The organism is Bradyrhizobium sp. WCU1 (assembly GCF_053474805.1).
This window is the reverse complement of record NZ_CM130280.1, coordinates 5081091-5100194: the sequence shown is the minus strand read 5'-3', so window position 1 is coordinate 5100194 and position 19104 is coordinate 5081091. Positions and strand designations below refer to the sequence as shown.

General features: G+C 65.3%; 21 protein-coding genes and 1 tRNA gene. 12 read left to right on the top strand and 10 right to left on the bottom strand.

Annotation, left to right across the window (positions count from 1 at the left end; all coding sequences use genetic code 11):
• Positions 1-120 precede the first annotated feature (120 nt).
• A complete protein-coding gene (gene ctrA / locus ACTUWL_RS23690) occupies positions 121-822 on the top strand; it encodes a response regulator transcription factor CtrA (RefSeq protein WP_016848562.1) in 702 nt (233 codons plus the stop codon).
• Positions 823-884: 62 nt separating this feature from the next.
• Here ctrA and ACTUWL_RS23685 read toward each other — a convergent pair whose 3' ends face one another.
• From ACTUWL_RS23685 to ACTUWL_RS23675, 3 genes are read right to left on the bottom strand one after another with little or no spacing between them, the layout of a single operon-like run.
• A complete protein-coding gene (locus tag ACTUWL_RS23685; protein ID WP_021081903.1) occupies positions 885-2471 on the bottom strand; it encodes a S53 family peptidase in 1587 nt (528 codons plus the stop codon).
• Positions 2472-2481: 10 nt separating this feature from the next.
• Positions 2482-3669 carry a hypothetical protein gene (locus tag ACTUWL_RS23680; protein WP_021081904.1) on the bottom strand — a complete coding sequence of 396 codons (1188 nt, stop codon included), beginning with the start codon at positions 3667-3669 and terminating at the stop codon, positions 2482-2484.
• A 20-nt stretch (positions 3670-3689) separates the two neighbouring features.
• Complete coding sequence (locus ACTUWL_RS23675; RefSeq protein ID WP_146160404.1) at positions 3690-3947, bottom strand: hypothetical protein; 258 nt, start codon at positions 3945-3947, stop codon at positions 3690-3692.
• Positions 3948-4168: 221 nt separating this feature from the next.
• Here ACTUWL_RS23675 and ACTUWL_RS23670 point away from each other — a divergent pair, with 221 nt between their 5' ends.
• The 4 genes from ACTUWL_RS23670 (at position 4169) to ACTUWL_RS23655 (ending at position 6528) form a co-directional block, all read left to right on the top strand.
• On the top strand, positions 4169-4573 hold the full coding sequence (locus tag ACTUWL_RS23670) for a DUF350 domain-containing protein (RefSeq protein ID WP_021081906.1): 405 nt from the start codon (positions 4169-4171) through the stop codon (positions 4571-4573).
• Positions 4574-4589: 16 nt separating this feature from the next.
• Positions 4590-5009, top strand: coding sequence for a hypothetical protein (locus ACTUWL_RS23665; RefSeq protein ID WP_021081907.1), 420 nt, complete (start codon positions 4590-4592; stop codon positions 5007-5009).
• Positions 5010-5117: 108 nt separating this feature from the next.
• Positions 5118-5339 (top strand): hypothetical protein, encoded by a 222-nt coding sequence (locus ACTUWL_RS23660; RefSeq protein WP_021081908.1) that lies wholly within the window; start codon positions 5118-5120, stop codon positions 5337-5339.
• A gap of 31 nt (positions 5340-5370) precedes the next feature.
• Positions 5371-6528, top strand: coding sequence for a glutathionylspermidine synthase family protein (locus ACTUWL_RS23655; RefSeq protein WP_021081909.1), 1158 nt, complete (start codon positions 5371-5373; stop codon positions 6526-6528).
• 181 nt (positions 6529-6709) lie between these two features.
• Here the strand turns inward: ACTUWL_RS23655 and ACTUWL_RS23650 are convergent, their stop codons facing one another.
• From ACTUWL_RS23650 to chpT, 6 genes are all read right to left on the bottom strand, one after another.
• Positions 6710-7582, bottom strand: a complete 873-nt coding sequence (locus ACTUWL_RS23650; protein ID WP_021081910.1) for a CheR family methyltransferase — start codon at positions 7580-7582, stop codon at positions 6710-6712.
• Complete coding sequence (locus ACTUWL_RS23645; protein ID WP_035653321.1) at positions 7579-8745, bottom strand: protein-glutamate methylesterase/protein-glutamine glutaminase; 1167 nt, start codon at positions 8743-8745, stop codon at positions 7579-7581. The genes ACTUWL_RS23650 and ACTUWL_RS23645 overlap by 4 nt, the downstream gene beginning before the upstream one ends.
• 76 nt (positions 8746-8821) lie before the next feature.
• A complete protein-coding gene (locus tag ACTUWL_RS23640) occupies positions 8822-9187 on the bottom strand; it encodes a response regulator (protein ID WP_021081912.1) in 366 nt (121 codons plus the stop codon).
• A 63-nt stretch (positions 9188-9250) separates the two neighbouring features.
• Positions 9251-9715, bottom strand: a complete 465-nt coding sequence (locus ACTUWL_RS23635) for a chemotaxis protein CheW (protein ID WP_021081913.1) — start codon at positions 9713-9715, stop codon at positions 9251-9253.
• Between the two features lie 14 nt (positions 9716-9729).
• A complete protein-coding gene (locus ACTUWL_RS23630; protein ID WP_203368940.1) occupies positions 9730-12462 on the bottom strand; it encodes a hybrid sensor histidine kinase/response regulator in 2733 nt (910 codons plus the stop codon).
• 202 nt (positions 12463-12664) lie between these two features.
• Complete coding sequence (gene chpT / locus ACTUWL_RS23625; protein WP_021079798.1) at positions 12665-13312, bottom strand: histidine phosphotransferase ChpT; 648 nt, start codon at positions 13310-13312, stop codon at positions 12665-12667.
• Between the two features lie 151 nt (positions 13313-13463).
• Here chpT and cysQ point away from each other — a divergent pair, with 151 nt between their 5' ends.
• Entirely contained in the window at positions 13464-14288 is an 825-nt protein-coding gene (cysQ, locus tag ACTUWL_RS23620) for a 3'(2'),5'-bisphosphate nucleotidase CysQ (protein ID WP_021079797.1), read from the top strand.
• A gap of 63 nt (positions 14289-14351) precedes the next feature.
• On the opposite strand, the gene ACTUWL_RS23615 is transcribed toward cysQ, so the two are convergent.
• Entirely contained in the window at positions 14352-14816 is a 465-nt protein-coding gene (locus ACTUWL_RS23615; RefSeq protein WP_021079796.1) for a YHS domain-containing (seleno)protein, read from the bottom strand.
• A 153-nt stretch (positions 14817-14969) separates the two neighbouring features.
• Between ACTUWL_RS23615 and ACTUWL_RS23610 the strand changes: the two genes are divergently transcribed.
• From ACTUWL_RS23610 to ACTUWL_RS23585, 6 genes are all read left to right on the top strand, one after another.
• Complete coding sequence (locus tag ACTUWL_RS23610; RefSeq protein WP_021079795.1) at positions 14970-15575, top strand: DUF1134 domain-containing protein; 606 nt, start codon at positions 14970-14972, stop codon at positions 15573-15575.
• 146 nt (positions 15576-15721) lie between these two features.
• Complete coding sequence (locus ACTUWL_RS23605; protein WP_021079794.1) at positions 15722-17017, top strand: hypothetical protein; 1296 nt, start codon at positions 15722-15724, stop codon at positions 17015-17017.
• Positions 17018-17130: 113 nt separating this feature from the next.
• A tRNA-Val gene (locus ACTUWL_RS23600) sits at positions 17131-17205 on the top strand.
• 260 nt (positions 17206-17465) lie between these two features.
• Positions 17466-17873 (top strand): hypothetical protein, encoded by a 408-nt coding sequence (locus ACTUWL_RS23595; protein ID WP_448212169.1) that lies wholly within the window; start codon positions 17466-17468, stop codon positions 17871-17873.
• A gap of 110 nt (positions 17874-17983) precedes the next feature.
• On the top strand, positions 17984-18658 hold the full coding sequence (locus ACTUWL_RS23590) for a hypothetical protein (protein ID WP_448212167.1): 675 nt from the start codon (positions 17984-17986) through the stop codon (positions 18656-18658).
• Positions 18659-18679: 21 nt separating this feature from the next.
• Positions 18680-19093, top strand: coding sequence for a hypothetical protein (locus ACTUWL_RS23585; RefSeq protein WP_448212165.1), 414 nt, complete (start codon positions 18680-18682; stop codon positions 19091-19093).
• Positions 19094-19104: the final 11 nt, after the last annotated feature.

The following is a 19104-nucleotide window of genomic DNA, read 5'->3' as shown; positions in this document are numbered from 1 at the left end:
AGGAATCAGTTTTTGTTAACCATATCTCGTCAGGATCCGAATCAGTTGTTCAAAGGCGTTTTGTGAGTGCCGCAAGTGCGGCCGACCTGACGCCCGGAGCGGCGACTATAGGGGACTGGCATGCGCGTTTTGCTAATTGAAGATGATAGCGCCGTCGCGCAGTCGATCGAATTGATGCTCAAATCCGAGAGTTTCAACGTCTATACGACGGATCTCGGTGAAGAAGGCGTCGATCTCGGCAAGCTTTACGACTACGACATCATCCTGCTCGACCTCAACCTGCCCGACATGTCCGGCTACGACGTGCTCAAGCAGCTCCGGGTTTCGAAGATCAAGACTCCCATTCTGATCCTCTCCGGCCTCGCCGGCATCGAGGACAAGGTCAAGGGTCTCGGCGTCGGCGCCGACGACTACATGACCAAACCCTTCCACAAGGACGAGCTGGTCGCCCGCATCCACGCGATCGTCCGCCGCTCCAAGGGTCACGCCCAGTCGGTCATCCAGACCGGCGATCTCGTGGTCAATCTCGACACCAAGACCGTCGAGGTCGGCGGTCAGCGCGTGCACCTGACCGGCAAGGAATACCAGATGCTGGAGCTGCTCTCGCTCCGCAAGGGCACCACGCTCACCAAGGAAATGTTCCTCAACCATCTCTACGGCGGCATGGACGAGCCGGAGCTGAAGATCATCGACGTCTTCATCTGCAAGCTGCGCAAGAAGCTCGCGAACGCCTCCGAGGGCCGCAACTTCATCGAGACCGTGTGGGGCCGCGGCTACGTACTGCGCGAGCCGCATGAGGCCGACGAACGCATTCCCGCCTGACGCTTTCTATAGCAAACCTCCTCAACCCCGCCGCAAATGGCGGGGTTTTTGTTTTTGGGACGCTACGCCACCGGGACCGCGGCAAGGGCGGCGAGCACATCCGCGCCCCTGGGAACGCCGAGCCCGGTGCAGGCGCTCCAGCCGGGGCCGGCATCGTAGCCTTTGCCGCCGACGCGGTTGTTGCCCTGCTGGACTACGCGGAAGGCGCCGGGATTGCCGTAGAGCGCCGCATTGAGCAAGCCGATCTGCTCGCCGCGCGCGGCGATCGCAATCGCGACCAGGGCGGCCCATAGCGGCGTCGCGGCGCTGGTCCCGCTCATCGCCATCGGTTGCCCGTTGACGATGATACGGTAGCCCGGGCTTGCCGCGGCCGCGCAGGCGACATCAGGGACGCCGCGCCGGATCGCGCCGTCGTTCTGCGATTGCGGCAGCGTCAGATGCGACTGATAGTCGGGGACGGGAAACGCATCGCTGATGCCGCCGCCGGTGCCGATGGTGCCGGCGTTCCAGACCGCCTCCGCCGCGGCCGCCCCATTGCCCGCAGCAGGCCCGGGCTGCGTGCCGCCGCAGCTCGTCGCATAGGGGCTCGAGGCCGGAAACCAGACATGGACCTTGCCGTCGGTCAGGCCGCTGGTTGCGAGCTGGTCGCCGGAGGCGAACAGCACACTGACGCGCAGCCGCACGGCATCGGCGAGGACCGCCTGCATCGCGTCGCGCCCGGGCCCGGTCCAGAATTTCTCCGCGCTGCCCCAGCTGACCGAGATCACCTGGGGCGCATGCGCTTCATCGAACACCGCCTGATGGATCGCATCCGTGAGACCGGCGGCAGAGTTCTCGGCAAAGTAGACCACGATCTTGCTCTTCGGCAGCAGCCCGGCGAGCACCTGGAGGTCGAGCGCGATTTCCTGATCGGCGACATCGCTGGTGCCGAGGCCGTTGTCATTGCCGGTCGGCGGGACATTGATCACGACCGGCGGCTGCCGGTTCATGCCGGCCAGCGCCATGGCGAGGTCGCTCTCGAGATAGCCGCCGCCGAGGGCTACGATGCCGACACAGATCGACGACACGTCGCGATCGAGCGGAATGCCGTAGCGGGCCGCAATGTCGGTCGGCCACAGCCCGCTGTCGCTCCCCGCGCTGCCGCGGGCCCGCAGCAGCGGCCTCGTGGTCCGGAGCGGCCGCTGATCGAAGCCGAGAATGGCGCGGGTCCATGGCGCGATCTCGGCCGGCACCGTCAGCCCGCCGACCCGCGCGCGAAACACGCGCTCGCCATCACGATAGGTGCGAAGCGTCGCGCCGAAGGTCTCGGCCATCTGCCTCGCCGTGCCCTCAAGCGCCACCGTACGCGCGACGAGATCGGTGGCAACGACGGTGAATCCGCGCTCCGCCGCCAGACGCGTGATCCGCGCGGCGGCGCTGGCATGGCTGCGGTGGCGCTGCGTTGCGAGCTGGCGCCGCGTGACCGGTCTGGCGAGCCGGGCCAGATCGCCGGCGCTTCCCGGCGTAAACTCGTCGGGGGTGCGCCGCTTGACATAGACCACGACGGTGATCCGCTCGTCGGGATCGACATCGCCGACCAGCGTCGCGCCTTCGGGCACGGCGCGGTTGCTGCCGGGCAGCGGAATCCTGCGCTCGGAGGTGCCCGCCATCAATGCGGTCTCACTTGCCGCCGCATGGTGTCGGCTGCACCGGATTCTGCGTATCGTCGTAGGCGCAGAACGGGATCGACCAGACAAAATCCGCCGAGGTCGTGAAGCGCGTGAGACCTGGCTTGCCCTCGAAGATCGGCGGCTGGCTTGAGAACTTCCAGTACCATTCCGGCAACAACGGCCCGAGCGGGCCGATCGGACCGTTCGGGCCGAACGAGAGGAATCCGGCCTGCGACGACGGCGTGCCGTCGGCCTTGAAGACCGCGCGGCCGTGGCAGGTGATGCAGGACGAGGTCGCGACGAAGCCATCCTCGGTGACGGAATTGCCGACCCTGATGTCGAGCCCGACATTGTCGGTAAAATCGGTTTGGGATCCCTTCAGGCAGTAATTGCTGTAGACGGGATCGATGTCGGCGCTCGATAGCATCGCCGCCAATGCGGGCGTCTTCGCGCAATCCGGATAACCCTGGCCGGCGGTGCGGTTGGACGGCACGAACGCGGTCTGCGCACCGAAATTGTCGCGGCAGCCGATGATGTCGCAGCGGCTCGGATTGAACCGGTGCTCGAACGTCGCCCAGGTCCAGTTCGGGACCTGCTTGCTGATCACATGCATCGAGACCAGGGCGTATTGCACGCCGTCCGCGCTGTTGACGTGATAAAGCTGCGGCACCTGCGCCACCGTCACCTTGTTGTGGGTGAATTGCGGAATGCCACTGACCGGCACCCAATTGCCCTTCACCTCGACGGAGTCGACCGGAAACGACAGCGTCTTGCCGAACGCGGCCTTGAGGCCCGACCGCTTGTAGAGATTGTTCTGCACGATGAAGTCGAACGTCGGCTTGTTGTGCCGCGCTTCCTCCATCTGCCCCTGCCCGGCGCCCGGCGGCAGCGCCGGCAGCAATCCGCCGCTCTGCTGCACGCCTTCTTGCGCCACCTGCGGCAGGATCGGCGGGCGCAACGCCGGCGGCGTCGCGGCCGCGGGAAACTGCGGATTGGGCTGGAACAGGTCGGTATCGCTCGCCCAGGTCTCGAAGGTCGAATTGCTGCCGCCGGCGCGGGTATTGGCCTGGATGAAGAGCTGCCAGGCGACCTGATCCGGCGCGGTCATGGCCGGATTCGACGGCGATTGCGCCGCGGCCGGAACGGCGGGAAGCGCAAACAGACTACAAAGGAGCAGCGCGTCGATCGACCTTCTCATCTTTGCTCTCCAAATCGGGTTCAAGGTTGGAATCCGTCCCCCATCCAGCGCGCATAGAGATCGAGCGGGTCCTGCAACCAGCGGTGACCGGGCGGCATGAAGCCGGACGACAGCGCGGCGAAGACGCGGCGTGCATTGGCATGATCGGCAAAATCACCATTGCCGGCCGGGTCGCAGATCCAGTCGGCGTCGCTGAGCCGAACCCCCTTCGGCGTCATGCAGGCGATGTCGCCCGGTCGAAACATCGGCAGGATGTCGTTGCCAAAGCTGGTCGTCATCGGGATCACCGAACCCTTCGCGACATGCACTTCTGGTTGCATATCGTATAAACGACCATCGCACAGGCCGCTGTGAAGCGGCTCACACCGCCGCGCAGCAATTTTTCCACCGGTCCGCGCACGCCGATGCCCACAAGCCGGGGGACCCTTCGAACCCAAACTTCGCGAATTGCGACCAATCAGCTATAGGATGACCATCTGGGGCAATTCGGGCGCATCACATGATCCTGCAATCCCTCGCCGGCCTGCCGGCGTTCCTGGTCTATTTCTGCACGGCGCTGATCGCCGTGGTCGCCTATCTGTTCGTCTACACGCGCGTCACGCCGCATGACGAATTCCAGCTGATCCGCGACAACGATCCGGCGGCAGCGATTGCGCTCGGCCTCAGCCTGCTCGGCTTCGTGCTGCCGGTGGTCAGCGCTATCGCCCATTCCGCCAATGTGATCGACTGTCTGATCTGGAGCATCATCGCGCTGATCGTGCAGATCATCGTCTATTACATCGTGAAGATCCCGGTGCCGAACCTGTCGGCGCGGATCGCCTCCGGCGAAATGGCGGCGGCGATCTGGCTCGGGCTGTCCTCGCTCGCCGCAGGTGCGCTGAACGCGGCCTGCATGATCTACTGAGCCATTGAGCCGAACCATGGCGCGCAAACCAAACCCGGAATTCGGCAAACGGCGGCCGGTGGTGCCGGCGGTACCGCCGCGGCCCGATCCGCCCTCCAAGCGGTCCAATCATGTCGCGCTGCTGATGATGGGCACGCTCGCGGTCGGCAGTGGCGCCTACGCGCTGATGCCGCGGCAGAATTGCCAGCCGATCCCGCCGACGCCGCCGGGCGTCACCACGCCGGCCGTCCCGCAACCCGGCGCCGATTGCACGCAGCGCAGCTCGTCGTCCGGATCGGGCGGCGGTGGCAGCGGTGGCGGCTCGCGCAGCAGCTTCTACAGCGGAAGCTCGTCGTCGGGCGGCTCTTCATCCTCGTCAAGCTCGTCGTCAAGCTCGTCAGTGAGCCGCGGCGGCTTCGGCTCGTTCGCGCATGCATTCGGCTTCGGCGGCGGCTGATGAGCACATTGGCGTGTCGTCGCGTGCTTTCGCTTGCCCGGCAATCAGAGCTGATGGAAACTCGGCGCGGCTCCGCAAATGGCAGGGCGGAAGGTAGGGATCGCGTCGATGAAGCGCTCACGCCGGGTCTGGCTGAAACTGATGGGGAGCGTCGCGATCGGCGCAGCTTCGATCGGGCTGACGCCGGCTCACGCCCGCAGCCGTCATCACCATGCCGGACACAAAACGAAGCGCGATCCGGAGCAAGTGTCGGTGTCGCCCTCCGGCGGCTTCGGCGGCGCGCCGCGCGGCCTCGCCCATTTCGGCCATCCGTCGCATGGTGGCGGCTGATACGAGGCTGAGTAGCGATCAGGTCCCCTTCATGCAACGCATCGCATGTCCCGAGCGCGACGACTGGCAGGCCACCGCCGAGAGCGTCGGCTTCACCTTCCATACCATCGAAGGCGAACGCTACTGGGACGAGCGCGCCTACTACGCTTTCACGCTCGACGAGATCGAGCGTTCGATCGAGGCGCCGACCGGCGAGATCGATGCGATGTGCCTCGAGCTCGCCGGACGCGCGGTCAGGGATGAGCGCTATCTGCGCCGGCTCAAGATTCCGGAGGCGTTCTGGGACCTGATCGCGGCGAGCTGGCGCCGCAGGGATCCAAGCCTCTACGGCCGGCTCGACCTCAGCTTCGACGGCAGCAGCCCGGCCAAGCTGCTCGAATACAATGCCGACACGCCGACCTCGATCTTCGAGGCGGCGGTGTTTCAGTGGACCTGGCTCGAGCAGGCGATCGCGCGCAACATCATCCCGAAACGCGCCGACCAGTTCAACTCGATCCACGAGCGGTTGATCGAAGCCTGGAAGACCATCGGCGCCAACCATCCGCTGCATCTCACCGGATTGACCGGCAATGCCGAGGACGCCGGCACGCTTGCTTATCTCGAGGACACCGCGGCGCAGGCCGGGCTGAAGACCACGCTGCTCGACATCGAGGAGATCGGGCTGCGCGATGACGGCCAGTTCGTCGACCTCGACGAAAGCCTGATCGCACTCGCCTTCAAGCTCTATCCATGGGAGTGGATGTTTCACGACGCATTCGGCAAGAACCTCAGCTCGGCGCCGACGCAATGGATCGAGCCGCCTTGGAAGGCGATCCTGTCCAACAAGGGCATCTTGCCACTGTTGTGGGAGATGTTTCCGGGCCATCCCAACTTGCTGCCGGCCTGGTTCGACGACGACCCGCAGGCCGCGCAGCTAGGCACCTCCTTCGTGCGCAAGCCGATCTATTCGCGCGAGGGCGCCAATGTCGAACTGGTCAGCGCCGGCGTCACGCTGGTCGCCGAGCAAGGCCCCTACGGCGCCGAAGGCTTCATCCGCCAGGCGCTGGCGCCGCTGCCTAATTTCTCCGGCCAGTATCCGGTGCTCGGAAGCTGGCTGGTCGACCACACGCCCTGCGGGCTCTCGATCCGCGAAGATGAAAATCCGATCACCGGCAACACCTCGCGCTTCCTGCCGCACGCGATTTTGTAGCCGGAAGCAGTTGAAGCAAGCGCGATCCTTTCCCGTCATCCTTGAGGTGCGAGCGGAGCGAGCCTCGAAGGATGCACGGCCCGGCTGGTGGCCGTCGACCCTTCGAGACGCCGCTTCGCGGCTCCTCAGGGTCACGGAACGCGCAGAGTTGCGCTTCCCGGTCTAGAGAGATCCAGTCAAGTCACCGCGCAGCGGACGCGACCGCCTTCAGCACATGCAACGCGGCTCCGGCGCGCGCGACCGGGGCGGTGCTGGGCTGATAGAGCCCGCGGCGGTCGGGATACGGCCGGAACAAATTGGTGATGCCGACCACGGATTCCGCCGCGCCTAGCGCCAGCACGCCGTCAGGCTCGAGCATCCGAGAGATCTTGCCGAAGATGCCCGCCTTGGTCTGCTGATCGAAATAGATCAGCACGTTGCGGCAGAAGATCACGTCGAAGGTGCCGAGATGCGAGATGTCCTGCAGCAGGTTGAGCTGGCGATGCTGCACCATGCCGCGGATATCGGCGTTGAGCTGCCAGAGCTCGCCCTGCTGCTTGAAATACTTCAGCAGCAGCTGGATCGGCAGGCCGCGCTGCACCTCGAACTGGCTGAACAGGCCGGCCTTGGACTTTTCCAGCACCGCCTGCGACAGGTCGGTCGCGACGATCTCGATGCGCCAGCCCGCGAACAGCGCGGTCATCTCCTTCAGCAGCATCGCGATCGAATACGGCTCCTGCCCGGTCGACGATGCCGCGCACCAGATCCGCAGGCTGCGGCGCGCCGCGCGCGCCTGTGCCAGCGCCGGCAGCACTGCGTCCTTCAGATGATCGAACGGGATCTTGTCGCGGAAGAAGAAGGTCTCGTTGGTGGTCATCGCTTCGACCACCTCCGAGGTCAGCGCCTCGGCGCCGCCCTTCATCTTCTGGACCAGCTCGGGAATGCCGGCAAGGTTCGACCTGCGCGCCAGCGGCAGCAGGCGGCTCTCGACCAGATATTGCTTATCGCTCGACAGATCGAGCCCAGAACGTTCCTTCAGAAGCTTACGCAGATACTCGTAGTCCAGCGGCGTCACGAACGGTCTCCGGCAAACACGCGAACAAGCTTCGACGCGATCTGATTGAGCGGCAACACCGCGGCGCAGATCCCGGCATTGACCGCAGCACCAGGCATGCCCCACACCACGCTGGTGGCTTCATCCTGGGCGATCACGCTGCCGCCGGCGGCGACGATGTCCTTGCCGCCGCGCATGCCGTCGGAGCCCATGCCGGTCAGGATCACCGACATGATGCTGCCCTGCCAGACATCAATGGCGGAGGTGAACATCGGGTCCACCGCGGGCTTGCAGAAGTTGACCGGCGGCCCGTCGTCGAGCGCGATGGTGGCGTCGATGCCGTGGCGGACGATGCGCATGTGGCGCGCTCCGGGCGCCAGATAGATCCGGCCCGGCTTGATGCTCTCACCGTCGATCCCCTCATGCGCCGGCCGCTTGCTGGCGCGCGCCAGGTGCTCGGCGAGAATCGTGGTGAAGGTCGGCGGCATGTGCTGGGTGATCAGCACCGGGACGCGATCGATCACCGCACCGATCTCCGCGACCAGCGACATCAGCGCCTGCGGGCCGCCGGTGGAGGAGCCGATCAGCAGCACCTTCGGCTGCAGCAGGCCGAACGAACGGCGCGCGATTGGGGCCGACGCCGTGGGCGCTGCAGCCGGAGCCGCCGGACGCGATTTGTCGTGACCGGGCGCCAGCGGCGGACTTACCGTCGTGTGCACGGTGCTGCGCCGCGCCTTGGCGCCGAGATGACGGATCTTCTGGATCAGATCGTGGCGGAAGGTTTCGGCCGCGGTGGCCTCGCGCGTGCTCTCCGGCTTCGGAATGTAGTCGGACGCACCGAGCGACAGCGCCTTCAGGCTGATCTCGGCATTGCGGCGGGTCAGCGTGGAGGCCATGATCACGATGAGATCGCGCTTCTTCGCCAGCAGCTGCGGCAGCGCCGAGATGCCATCGAGGTCGGGCATCTCGATGTCGAGCACCGCGACGTCGGGATTGATGCGATCGAGCTGGTTGACGGCATCGAGGCCGGTGCGCAGCGAAGCCACGACCTCCATGTCGGGCTCGGCACCGATCCAGCGCGAGATCATCCCGCGGATCACCACGGAATCGTCGACCACCATCACCCGCACCTTGTCGGTTCGGGTCGATGTCGGGACCGCAGAACTTGTCAACGCAACACTCATGACTTCACCAGCGACGCAACACGACGCACAACAACCGTTGAGCCGAAGGCTTCTGCCGCCGGATCGAACAGTGAACCTAGATAAGCCCGACTTCCTGGAACTTCGCGGTGACGATGTCCCGGTCGAACGGCTTCATGATGTATTCGTTGGCACCGGCATGCAGCGCGCGGGCGATATGCGCGACGTCATTCTCGGTGGTGCAGAACACGACCTTGGGCTGATCGCCGCCGGGCATGCGGCGGAGATTGCCGAGAAACTCGTAGCCGTCCATCACGGGCATGTTCCAGTCGAGCAGCACGGCCTCGGGCATCGCGCGCTTGCACGCCTCGAGCGCTTTCGCGCCGTCCTCAGCCTCGACGATCGTGAAATCGAGCCCTTCCAGGATACGGCGGGCGACCTTGCGAATGACGCTTGAGTCATCGACAACAAGACAGGTTCTCATCTGCGACCTCACCTTCCTCATCCCCGGGGGGACGTTTCAGTTCTTCAATTCTGTCGGCCCGTCTCAGGCCGCCTTGGCATCAGGCACCAGTTCAAGCACGCGATCGACATCGAGGACGACCATGAGCTGGCCGTCGAGCCGGTGGACGCCGCCGGCGAGCTTGGCCATGCGGAGATCGAGATTGACCGGGTTGTCCTCGCGGCTGTCGTCGGGCAGCCGCAGCACCTCGCCGATCTGGTCGATCAGGAGGCCATAGGATTCGCCGCGCTGGTCGACGCCGACCGCCATCGGCTTGCCGTCGTCGGCCTTCGGCAGCCCGAGCCGGGCGCGCATGTCGACCACGGTGACGATGCGGCCGCGCAAATTGAGCACGCCGGCGATCTCGCTGGAGGCCAGCGGCACCCGCGTCAGCCGCTCCGGCATGAACACATCCTGCACCCGCGAGATCGGCAGCCCGAACAGCTGCCCGCCGATCACAGCGGTGACGTACTCGGCCATCGCGCCTTCACTGGTCTCGGTCTTGGTCATCAATGCTGTTTCCTTCAAGCGGCGCGCCGCAACTCTGCGGTCTGCTCTTTCAGCGCCGCGATCAGCCCGGGACGGTCGAACTTGGCGACATAGTCGTGGAAGCCGGCCTGCCGGCCGCGCTCGATCGCCGCCGGCGACACCATCGCCGACAGCGCGATGATCGGCAGCTGGTTCAGATTGTGGTCAGACCGGATGTTCTCGGCGAACTCGAAGCCGTTCATCTCGGGCATCTCGATGTCGGTCAGCACGACGTCGAAGGCCTGCCCCGAGCGCAGCGCGGCGAGCCCCTCCTGCGCGCCGCCCGCGGTCCGCACCTTGTAGCCGGCGGCTTTCAGCACCGGCGCCAGCATGTTGCGGAAGAACGCGCTGTCGTCGACCAGCAGCACCGACTGCGCGCTGGCCGACGGACGCATCTCCTTGCGCGAGAACCAGTCGGCGAACGCCATCGGGAGGAAGTGGCCGACGTCGATCACCTCGGTGGCCTGGCCCTTGATCACGGCCGAGCCCAGAATGCCGTCCTGGCTGCCCGCGACCTCGATGTTGAGCTTTTCCTCGACGATGTCGATGATCTCGTCGACCACGAGCCCCATCGAGCGGCCGTCGTCGGCGAACACCAGGATCGGCTGCGACCCCTGCGCCTGCACCTCGACGCCGGCCATCTGCACCAGCGGCATCAGCTGCTCGCGGTACTGCACCATGTAGCGGCCGTTCGAGAGCTCGATCTTGTCGGTTGCGATCTCCTCCAGCCGCGTGACGAGGCCGAGCGGCACCGCCTTGGGCTGCGAGGAGCCGGCGCGGAACACCAACAGCGAGGTCAGCTGCTCGCCGCTCGCGGCATGGGCTGAGGCATTTTCGTCGGCCATGTCATGGGCCGAGGAGCCGGAGGCGCCGAGCGCCTTGGCGATGCCGTTGGGGTCGATGATCATGATCACGGCGCCATCGCCCAAAATGGTGTTGCCGGAGAACATGTCGATGTGCCGCAGTTTTGTGGACATCGGCTTGACCACGATCTCCTCGGTGTGGAACACGCCGTCGACCACGATGCCGAAGGTCTGGCTGCCGACCTGCGTCACCACGATGAAGCCGTTCTCGGCATCGCTGGTGGTGGTGGCGCCGTCGTCGATCCTCAGCAGCTTCTTGAGATGAATCAGCGGCAGCAGCTTGTTGCGCAGCCGCAAGACCGCGGTGTCCTTGATCCGCTCGATGCGGTGCTCGGAGTTGGCGCGGGCCCGCACCAGCTCGACCACGGACAGTTGCGGAATGGCAAAACGGTCGCCGCCGGCTTCCACGATCAGCGCCGAGACGATCGCCAAGGTCAGCGGGATCTTGATGGTGACACTGGCGCCCTCGCCGGCCACGCTCTTGATGTCGATGGTGCCGCCGATCTGGTCGATATTGGTTCGCACCACGTCCATGCCGACGCCGCGGCCGGACACCGAGGTCACCTGCGCTGCGGTCGAGAAGCCCGGCGCGAAGATGAACTTGTGGATCTGGGCCTCGGTCATCTTCTCCAATTCAGCCTCGGTGACGAGACCGTTCTGGAGTGCCTTGGCCTTGATCCGCTCGGTGTTGAGCCCGCGGCCATTGTCGGCGATGCAGATGATGATGTGGCCGCCTTCGTGATAGGCACTGAGGCGGATGGTGCCCTGCTCCGGCTTGCCGGCGGCGAGGCGTTCGGCGGTGGTCTCCAGCCCGTGATCGGCGGAGTTGCGCACCATGTGCGTCAGCGGATCCTTGATCAGGTCGAGCACCTGGCGGTCGAGCTCGGTGTCGGCGCCGTGCATCTCGAGCTCGATCTGCTTGCCGAGTTCGCCGGAGAGGTCGCGGACGATGCGCGGCAGCTTCTGCCAGGCATTGCCGATGGGCTGCATCCGCGTCTTCATGACGCCTTCCTGCAGCTCGGCGGTGACGTTGGAGAGCCGCTGCAACGGCACCTTGAACTCGGTGTCCTCGTTGCGGCGCGAGATCTCCAAGAGCTGATTGCGGGTCAGCACCAGCTCGGAGACCATGGTCATCAGGTGCTCGAGGGTATCGACATTGACCCGGATCGACTGGTTGGCGATCTTGTCGCCTTCCTGGACGTCTTCGGCGGCGGCCTTGCGGGCCGGCTTCTTCGCAGCTTCAGCCGGCTCGGCGGCGGGGGCTGCGGCAACGAGCTTCGCGGCAGGCGCCGGCGCAGGTGCAGCCACTTCGATCTCGGTCTCGCGGAAGGCACGCTCGAGCTCGTCGAGCGAGACCTCGCCCGGACGCAAGGGGCGCTCCAGCGTCTGCACCACCAGCGTGCCTTCGGCCATATCCGCCTGTACCGACGGCGCTTCGACGACCGGCACATCTTCTTCGGCAGCGGCATCACCGGCGGCCATTGCCGCCATGCCGCGCTCGACCATCGCTTCCAGCTGATCGATCAGATCGCGGTCGTTGCCTTCGGGCTCGGCCTCGGCCGCCTCGAGGCCGGCCAATATCTCCTTGATGCGGTCGATCGAGGACAGGATCAGCGTCACGGCTTCCGCTCTCACCGGCATGCCGTCGCGGAATTTGCCCATCAAGGTCTCGCCGGCATGCGCCAGCGCTTCCAGCCGCGGCAGCCCGAGGAAGCCGCAGGTCCCCTTGATCGTGTGCACAAGGCGGAAAATGTTGTCCAGGATCTTCGCGTTGTTCGGATCCTGCTCGAACTGCACCAGCTGGTTGTCGACCGTATCCAGGCTCTCGCTGCTCTCCGTCAGGAACTCGCGCAACAGATCGTCCATGAAACCAACCTTCGAAAAACGCCGAAAACGCAGCGGCGCGCGAGATCGACGCGCCTGACGGAACTTGGGTCAGCTTCTCCGCAAAGCGTTTAAGTTTGGTTGAGCAAATGGAAAAGAACGGGATCAACAAAGAGATAAGGCCGCGCGATTGAATCGCGCGGCCCATCGTAACCTTTGATTAATGATCTTCGCGCGGCTGCCTTCAGGCTGCGGCGACAATGACCTTGTCGCCGTCGAGCGTGAGCGTCACCTTCAGCCCGCAGGCTTCCGCCAGCAGGCGCGTGTAATATGGCTGAACCGCATGCGCATCGACCGTGTTCGCCGACGTCCCGTTGAGGATATCGACGATGTTCTGCGGCACGCGGGCATTGAGCCCTGCGGATGTGATCCGGAAGAGCGTCGCGTCACCCTCGCCGACCGGATCGACGGTGAGCGTGCCGCCGCGCGGGATCGTCTGCTGCGCGACCACCAGCATGTTCAGCAGCAGCTTGACGCGGTTCTTGGGCAGCAGCAGCCGCGGCAAATTCCAGGTCAGCGTCACCTTGCCGTCCTCGATGTGCCCCTTCGCCATGTTCTGGGCGTCGCCGAGATCGATCTGCGCGCCGGAGGAACCGGCGGCGCCGAATGCAAGCCGGCAGAATTGCAGCCGGGCCGATGCGGTCTTCGCGCTCTTGCGGATCAGATCGAGCGCGAAGTCGCGATCTTCGGGCTTCGGATTGTCGTCGAGGACCTCAAGCCCATTGACGATCGCGCCGACCGGACTGATGAGATCGTGACAGACTTTCGAGCACAGCAGTGCTGCGAGCTCGAGTGCATCGGGAGCGGGACCGGGAGACGAAGTGCCAGACATCAATTGTTTCCTGGAAAGCCGCACGCCGACCGAGGAGTGCGAATCACGCATGCCTGTCGGCTTGATACACCGGGCAGACGGATGCTGCCAGCTTGCGGCGGGACTGACATCATGATCTCAGGGGAAGGCGAACAGGATATGAGACCCGCCCATGAATAAGGCACAATCGGCCACCGTCGACTGCGACAAGGCCGCAACGCTACTCGAATCACTGACCGAGCTGGTGATCCGGGCCGGCGAGGCGATTCTCGCGGTCAACCGTTCCGCCATGCATGTGACCGGCAAGAGTGACGGCTCGCCGGTCACCGAGGCCGATCTTGCCGCCGATCACATCATCGTCGAGGGGCTGACGCGGCTGGCGCCGCATGTGTCGCTGCTGTCGGAGGAGCGCGTCCATCTGGCGACGCCGCCCTACAAGGACAGTTTCTTCCTGATCGACCCGCTCGACGGCACCAAGGAGTTCGTCGCCGGCCGCAACGAGTTCACCGTCAATGTGGCGCTGGTCACGCATGGCGTGCCGCTGCTCGGCATCGTCGGTGCGCCGGCGCTCGGGCTGATCTGGCGCGGCATCGTCGGCAAGGGCGCGGAGCGATTGACTTTGCAAGGCCACGCGGTGTCGCAGGCGGTGCCGATCAAGACCCGTCCCTGCCCGCCGCGTGGCGCGCCCTGGACCGTCGCGGTCAGCCGCTCGCACGGCGATGCACGGACCGAATCCTTCATCGACGAACGTGGCGGTGCGGTCCGCGCCGTGCTGGGATCAGCCGTCAAGTTCGGCCGCGTCGCCGAAGGCGAGGTGGATATCTATCCCCGCCTCTCGCCGACGTCCGAATGGGATGTGGCGGCCGGTCATGCGGTGATCGTTGCGGCCGGCGGCAAGGTGACCGATTCGCACGGGCATCCCTTGCATTTCGGGCTCGGCCGCGAAAACTTTCTGGTGCCGGAATTCATCGCATGGGGCGACCCAGCCGCGGCCTAAAGCATGATCCGGAAAAGTGCGAAGCGGTTTTCCGAAAAGATCATGCTCAAACAAAAGAGCCGATTACTGTGCGAGACCTTCTTCCAGCTCCGGCCAGCGCGCCGCGGCTTCCGTCAGGAAGCGCGCGGGATCGGCGGCAAAGGCATCGCGGCTGTGTTCCCGATTGAACAGATAGAGCCTGTTCCCGATCACGACCCAGAATCGCGGATTGCCCGCGCAGGTGACGCCCCGCACCAGATCGGTCGGGTCGTAGCCGCCGAACTGTGGGCCATAGATTTCCGGATGTGCCACGAATGAGGCACGGTTGCCTTCGTTACGGAAACGCCAGACCACGCCGCTTCCGGCGGCCTCGAATTCCGGCCGCCCCTGGGTGGCGGCGGCGTCGGTGAAATAGGCGACCGGATCGAATCCCTCGATCGCAAGGCCGGAGTAGCGGTTCGTCACCACGCGCTCGCTCGTGGTGGCCCGAACCGGCAAAGCGGGCCAGATGGCCGCCAAAATGCCCGCCAACAGGCCGAAAAACGCCATGCCCCGGCACGATCCATATCTTTCCTGCCGTTGTGCCGTCATAGTTGATACCGATAACATCCGAGTCGAGGGGACACCGGGCGCAACCTAGAGCCGTGCCTGTTGGCATCAGGTTAAAGGGCAACGCCCGGATTTCGATAGCAGGGGTTCTTAATGACTTTCGCATCACGCCTTGCCGCGGTCGCGTTTGCCGCGCTGATGTGCTGGAGCGCAGGGGCGTCCGCGCAGCAGCCCCCACCACCGCAATATCCGCCGCCGCAGCGTCAACCGACCCCGTATACTTACGGGCCCGACGAACTGGTCGGCGCCGGACACAAGTTCTTCGGCAACGTTTCGCGCGGACTCGCCTCGGTGATCGAGCGCGCGGTCAGCCAATGGGGTCTGCCCAACGGTTATGTGCTCGGCGAGGAAGGCTCCGGCGCGTTCGTGGCCGGACTGCGCTATGGCGAAGGCACGCTCTACACCAAGAACGCCGGCGACCTCAGGGTCTACTGGCAGGGTCCCTCGGTCGGCTTCGACTGGGGCGGCGACGGCGCCCGGACCATGACGCTGGTCTACAATCTGCCCTCGACGCAGGCGATCTATCAGCGCTTCGTCGGCATCGACGGCTCCGCCTATATCGTCGGCGGCTTCGGCATGACGGCACTCACCGCCAACAACATCGTGCTGGTCCCGATTCGCTCGGGCATCGGCCTCAGGCTCGGCGCCAGCGTCGGCTATCTCAAATACACCCCGCGCGCGACCTGGAACCCGTTCTAGGCCGCAAGCCCCGGTCGGTTGAATCCGCCGGGGCGCGTCGGCGCCGTTAGCGATTCACCTTAACGCGGCAACGGGCTGGCCTTCGGCTGGCCCGCCGTGGCATTGTGATTAACAAATTCTTTCTTCCTCTCCTGGAGTGATCTTTCATGATCGAGCCGATCATGTACGCGGCGATCGGTTTCCTGATCTCGATGCTGTGTGGCCTGATGATCGTGCCGCTGGTGCATAACCGGGCGGTGCGGCTGACCACGCGCCGGATGGAGGCGGCCACCCCGCTGTCGATGGCCGAGATCCAGGCCGACAAGGACCAGCTCCGCGCCGAATTCGCCATGTCGGCCCGCCGGCTCGAGATGAGCGTCGACCAGCTCAAGAGCAAGACCACGAGCCAGCTCGCCGAGCTCGGCAAGAAGACCGATGCGATCAACCGCATGAAGATCGAGCTCGGCGAGAAGAACGCCGCGATCTTCGCGCTGGAAGCGCGCGAGAAGGCAATGAAGGAGCAGCTTCGCGCCACCGAGGAAGAGTTCGCCGCCAAGACCGAGCTGCTGCGCACCGCCGAGCAGGCGCTGACCGACAAGCAGGGCGAGCTCGGCAGGATCAACGCCGAGCTCAACGACCGCTCGATGACCGCCGACAGCCGCCAGGTCGAACTGGTCGCGGTGCGGACCCAGGTCGAGGAACTGAAGACCCGCGTCGGCGACGCCGCCAGGGAATTCGCGGCGACCGAAGCCCGCCTCGCCCAAGAGCGCAGCCAGTCGGAAACCGCAACGCGCGATCTCACCGATGCGCGCGGCCGGGTCGAGAATCTGAGCCAGCGGGTCACCGATCTCGACCGCCAGCTGATCGTCCAGGTCAAGGAAGCCGAGATGCTCGGCAATCGCGTCAGCGACCTCGAGACACGGCTTGCGACCCAGGGCAAGCTGCTCGCCGAGCGCGAATTCGAGAACGGCCAGCTCAAGCAGGCCAATGCTGCCGCCGAGCGGACCCTGCAGGAATTGCGCGAGGAGATCGCCGCAACCGGCGGCGGCAAATCGTCCGCGCTCGAGAAGCTGCGCCAGGAGAAGGCCGCGCTCGAGGAGCAGCTACGCACAGCCCGCGACGAGCGCGGCAAGCTGCAGCGCGACATCAACGCGATCCAGCAGCAGGCCGAAAGCTCCTGGGCAACCGAGCGGATGGAGAACGCGCTGCTGCGCGAGCGCATCAACGACATCGCGGCCGAGGTGGCCAAGCTGGCAATCCAGCTCGAGGGCCCCAATTCGGCGATCGAGGCCATGCTGGCGGCGGAGCCGACCGTGCCGGCCAAGGCCGCCGCCAAGCCCGCCAACGGTGCAGCAAACGGCGTCTCGCCGGGCAGCGGGATGCCCGAAGGCGGCGGCACGCTCGCCGAACGCATCCGGGCGCTGCAGTCACACGCCTCCCGCGCCCGCCAGCAGGGAGCCTGATTTACGCAGGGTTTGGCTTGACACCCCTACCCGGCACTTCGTAAATCGCACGCTCTGACGAAGCGCCTTCATCGACCGGCCGCCGACCAGCGGCCTTTGGCACGTCACATCCCGGACGCATAGCTCAGCGGGAGAGCGTTCCCTTCACACGGGAGAGGTCGTAGGTTCAATCCCTACTGCGTCCACCATCCAAAGCCCTGCATTTGCAGGGCTTTTTGCTTTTCAGGTCCGGCGCCAACTTCGCAAATTTTGGGAGATTTCACGCCTTTTCACGCATTCACGCGTGAAAAATCGGTGAAGCGCGCTAACCGATCAGGTTAGTTTTGTCTTGTAAGCTAGGGCATAATGCCCTAACTAACGAGTCGCCGAGGGCGATCATGCCCAGGCGAGCACAAGGCAAACGAGCATGTCCATTCAGACAACCCGCAACCAGGCATTCGAGGTGACGGTGCGCCGCATCGCCACCGGCGCCGATTTCCATATCCGGCTTTTCGCGAGAGACGCCGAGACGGCCGAGGCCCGCGCCAAGGATCGCGCGCGCTTCGCGATCGGCATGCGGCTCGCCGCGCTCAAAGAGACCGAGGCGCGCGGCGTAGCCGTGTTCCGGATCGTGAGTTGCGCCGTGTCGGCCGACCAGTCGCGGCCGAGCGAGGCGGCGGCCGACACGCCTCGCGATGTCATGGCCGACCTGGCCTTGTCGCGGGTTTCCGTCGCAAAGGACATGATCGCCAGCGCCGAGCGCGCCCTCGGCCGCCTGACGGCCGGCCAGCGCCGCGACCTCCTCAAAGACAATACCGACTGGTCGGAGCGTAGCGTTTTGCTGGTCGTCGACTTGATCGAGCGAGGCGCCCGCTAATGCCCGCCAACCGCACCGACGCGCTTCTATCGCTCGCGATCATGGCCGGCCTCGCCCTCATCGTCGGGCGCGCCTTCCTGCTCTCCCTGGCCTACTAGGGAGCCGAGCGGATGGCGCGAGTCCTGGTCGCCTGCGAATACTCCGGAACCGTGCGCCGCGCTTTCGCGGCGCGCGGTCATGACGCCTGGTCGTGCGACCTGTTGCCGGCGGAGGATCGCTCTAACAAGCACCTGGTCGGCGACGCCAGGAACTACCTCGACGACGGTTGGGATTTGCTCATAGTCGCACACCCGCCGTGCACCAGGCTTTGCAACAGCGGAATCGCCTGGCTCACCCGCGCGCCAAAAGGCAAAACCCTCGATCAAGTGTGGCAGGAACTCGACGACGCCGCCGCGCTATTTTCCGCCTTCTGGCACGCGCCGATCGAGCGCATTGCGATCGAGAATCCGATCATGCACCGGCACGCGAGGCAACGGATTCCAGGTTACAAGCCGCCGTCGCAAATCATCGCGCCCTGGCAATTCGGCGACCCCATGCAAAAAAAGGTTTGCCTTTGGCTCAAGGGACTATCGCCGCTTGAACCGACCGCAATCGTAAAGCTTCCCGCGCCGAAATTTTGCGTTCGCAAGGTCGGCCCGCGCGCCGGCCAGCGCTATAACTACTATTTCCACCAGAGCAAAACCGGCCATGAGCGATCCCGGTTTTTCCCTGGCATTGCGAGGGCGATGGCCGAGCAATGGGACCGACTCCTACCCGACAACGAAATCACCCGCGTAACTGCCTAACCCCCCTCGAAAGGAAACCCCATGCTCCGCCAACAGCACGCCCTCGAATTCATCCTGACACTGGCCGAGAACGCACGCGACGATCTCGGCCTCAACGCCGGCGACGGCCCCAAAGCCAGGCCGACGGTCGCGCAACTCAATCGCACCTTGGAACGGCTCGGCTCGATCGCGGACTCGGCCACGCGCGCGCTCGGCAGGGCCGCGCCGGCGGTGACGGGCACGATTTCGGAAAGCGACCGGAACATGATCAGCCTCGCGCTCGAAATCGCGGCCAAGCGGTTCGCCGAGGACGCCAGGACGGCCGAGGAAATGAAGCACCCCGCGCTGGCCGAGCAATTCCGCAACCAGGTCGGCGACGCCGTTAACCTGGGCATGCGCGTCGCCGGCGCCGACGCGGTCGTGATCGAGGCCGGCGACCAGGCGGCGGCGGCCTGATGCCAGCCGCC

Coding starts and splice junctions, on each gene's coding strand:
- ACTUWL_RS23610 (WP_021079795.1), top strand. CDS start 14,970: ATGACTTTCGCATCACGCCTTGCCGCGGTCGCGTTTGCCGCGCTGATG.
- ACTUWL_RS23590 (WP_448212167.1), top strand. CDS start 17,984: ATGGCGCGAGTCCTGGTCGCCTGCGAATACTCCGGAACCGTGCGCCGC.
- ACTUWL_RS23615 (WP_021079796.1), bottom strand. CDS start 14,816: ATGGCGTTTTTCGGCCTGTTGGCGGGCATTTTGGCGGCCATCTGGCCC.
- ACTUWL_RS23585 (WP_448212165.1), top strand. CDS start 18,680: ATGCTCCGCCAACAGCACGCCCTCGAATTCATCCTGACACTGGCCGAG.
- ACTUWL_RS23605 (WP_021079794.1), top strand. CDS start 15,722: ATGATCGAGCCGATCATGTACGCGGCGATCGGTTTCCTGATCTCGATG.
- ctrA (WP_016848562.1), top strand. CDS start 121: ATGCGCGTTTTGCTAATTGAAGATGATAGCGCCGTCGCGCAGTCGATC.
- ACTUWL_RS23680 (WP_021081904.1), bottom strand. CDS start 3,669: ATGAGAAGGTCGATCGACGCGCTGCTCCTTTGTAGTCTGTTTGCGCTT.
- ACTUWL_RS23675 (WP_146160404.1), bottom strand. CDS start 3,947: ATGACGACCAGCTTTGGCAACGACATCCTGCCGATGTTTCGACCGGGC.
- ACTUWL_RS23660 (WP_021081908.1), top strand. CDS start 5,118: ATGAAGCGCTCACGCCGGGTCTGGCTGAAACTGATGGGGAGCGTCGCG.
- ACTUWL_RS23665 (WP_021081907.1), top strand. CDS start 4,590: ATGGCGCGCAAACCAAACCCGGAATTCGGCAAACGGCGGCCGGTGGTG.
- ACTUWL_RS23670 (WP_021081906.1), top strand. CDS start 4,169: ATGATCCTGCAATCCCTCGCCGGCCTGCCGGCGTTCCTGGTCTATTTC.
- chpT (WP_021079798.1), bottom strand. CDS start 13,312: ATGTCTGGCACTTCGTCTCCCGGTCCCGCTCCCGATGCACTCGAGCTC.
- ACTUWL_RS23645 (WP_035653321.1), bottom strand. CDS start 8,745: ATGAGTGTTGCGTTGACAAGTTCTGCGGTCCCGACATCGACCCGAACC.
- ACTUWL_RS23635 (WP_021081913.1), bottom strand. CDS start 9,715: ATGACCAAGACCGAGACCAGTGAAGGCGCGATGGCCGAGTACGTCACC.
- ACTUWL_RS23640 (WP_021081912.1), bottom strand. CDS start 9,187: ATGAGAACCTGTCTTGTTGTCGATGACTCAAGCGTCATTCGCAAGGTC.
- ACTUWL_RS23655 (WP_021081909.1), top strand. CDS start 5,371: ATGCAACGCATCGCATGTCCCGAGCGCGACGACTGGCAGGCCACCGCC.
- ACTUWL_RS23630 (WP_203368940.1), bottom strand. CDS start 12,462: ATGGACGATCTGTTGCGCGAGTTCCTGACGGAGAGCAGCGAGAGCCTG.
- cysQ (WP_021079797.1), top strand. CDS start 13,464: ATGAATAAGGCACAATCGGCCACCGTCGACTGCGACAAGGCCGCAACG.
- ACTUWL_RS23685 (WP_021081903.1), bottom strand. CDS start 2,471: ATGGCGGGCACCTCCGAGCGCAGGATTCCGCTGCCCGGCAGCAACCGC.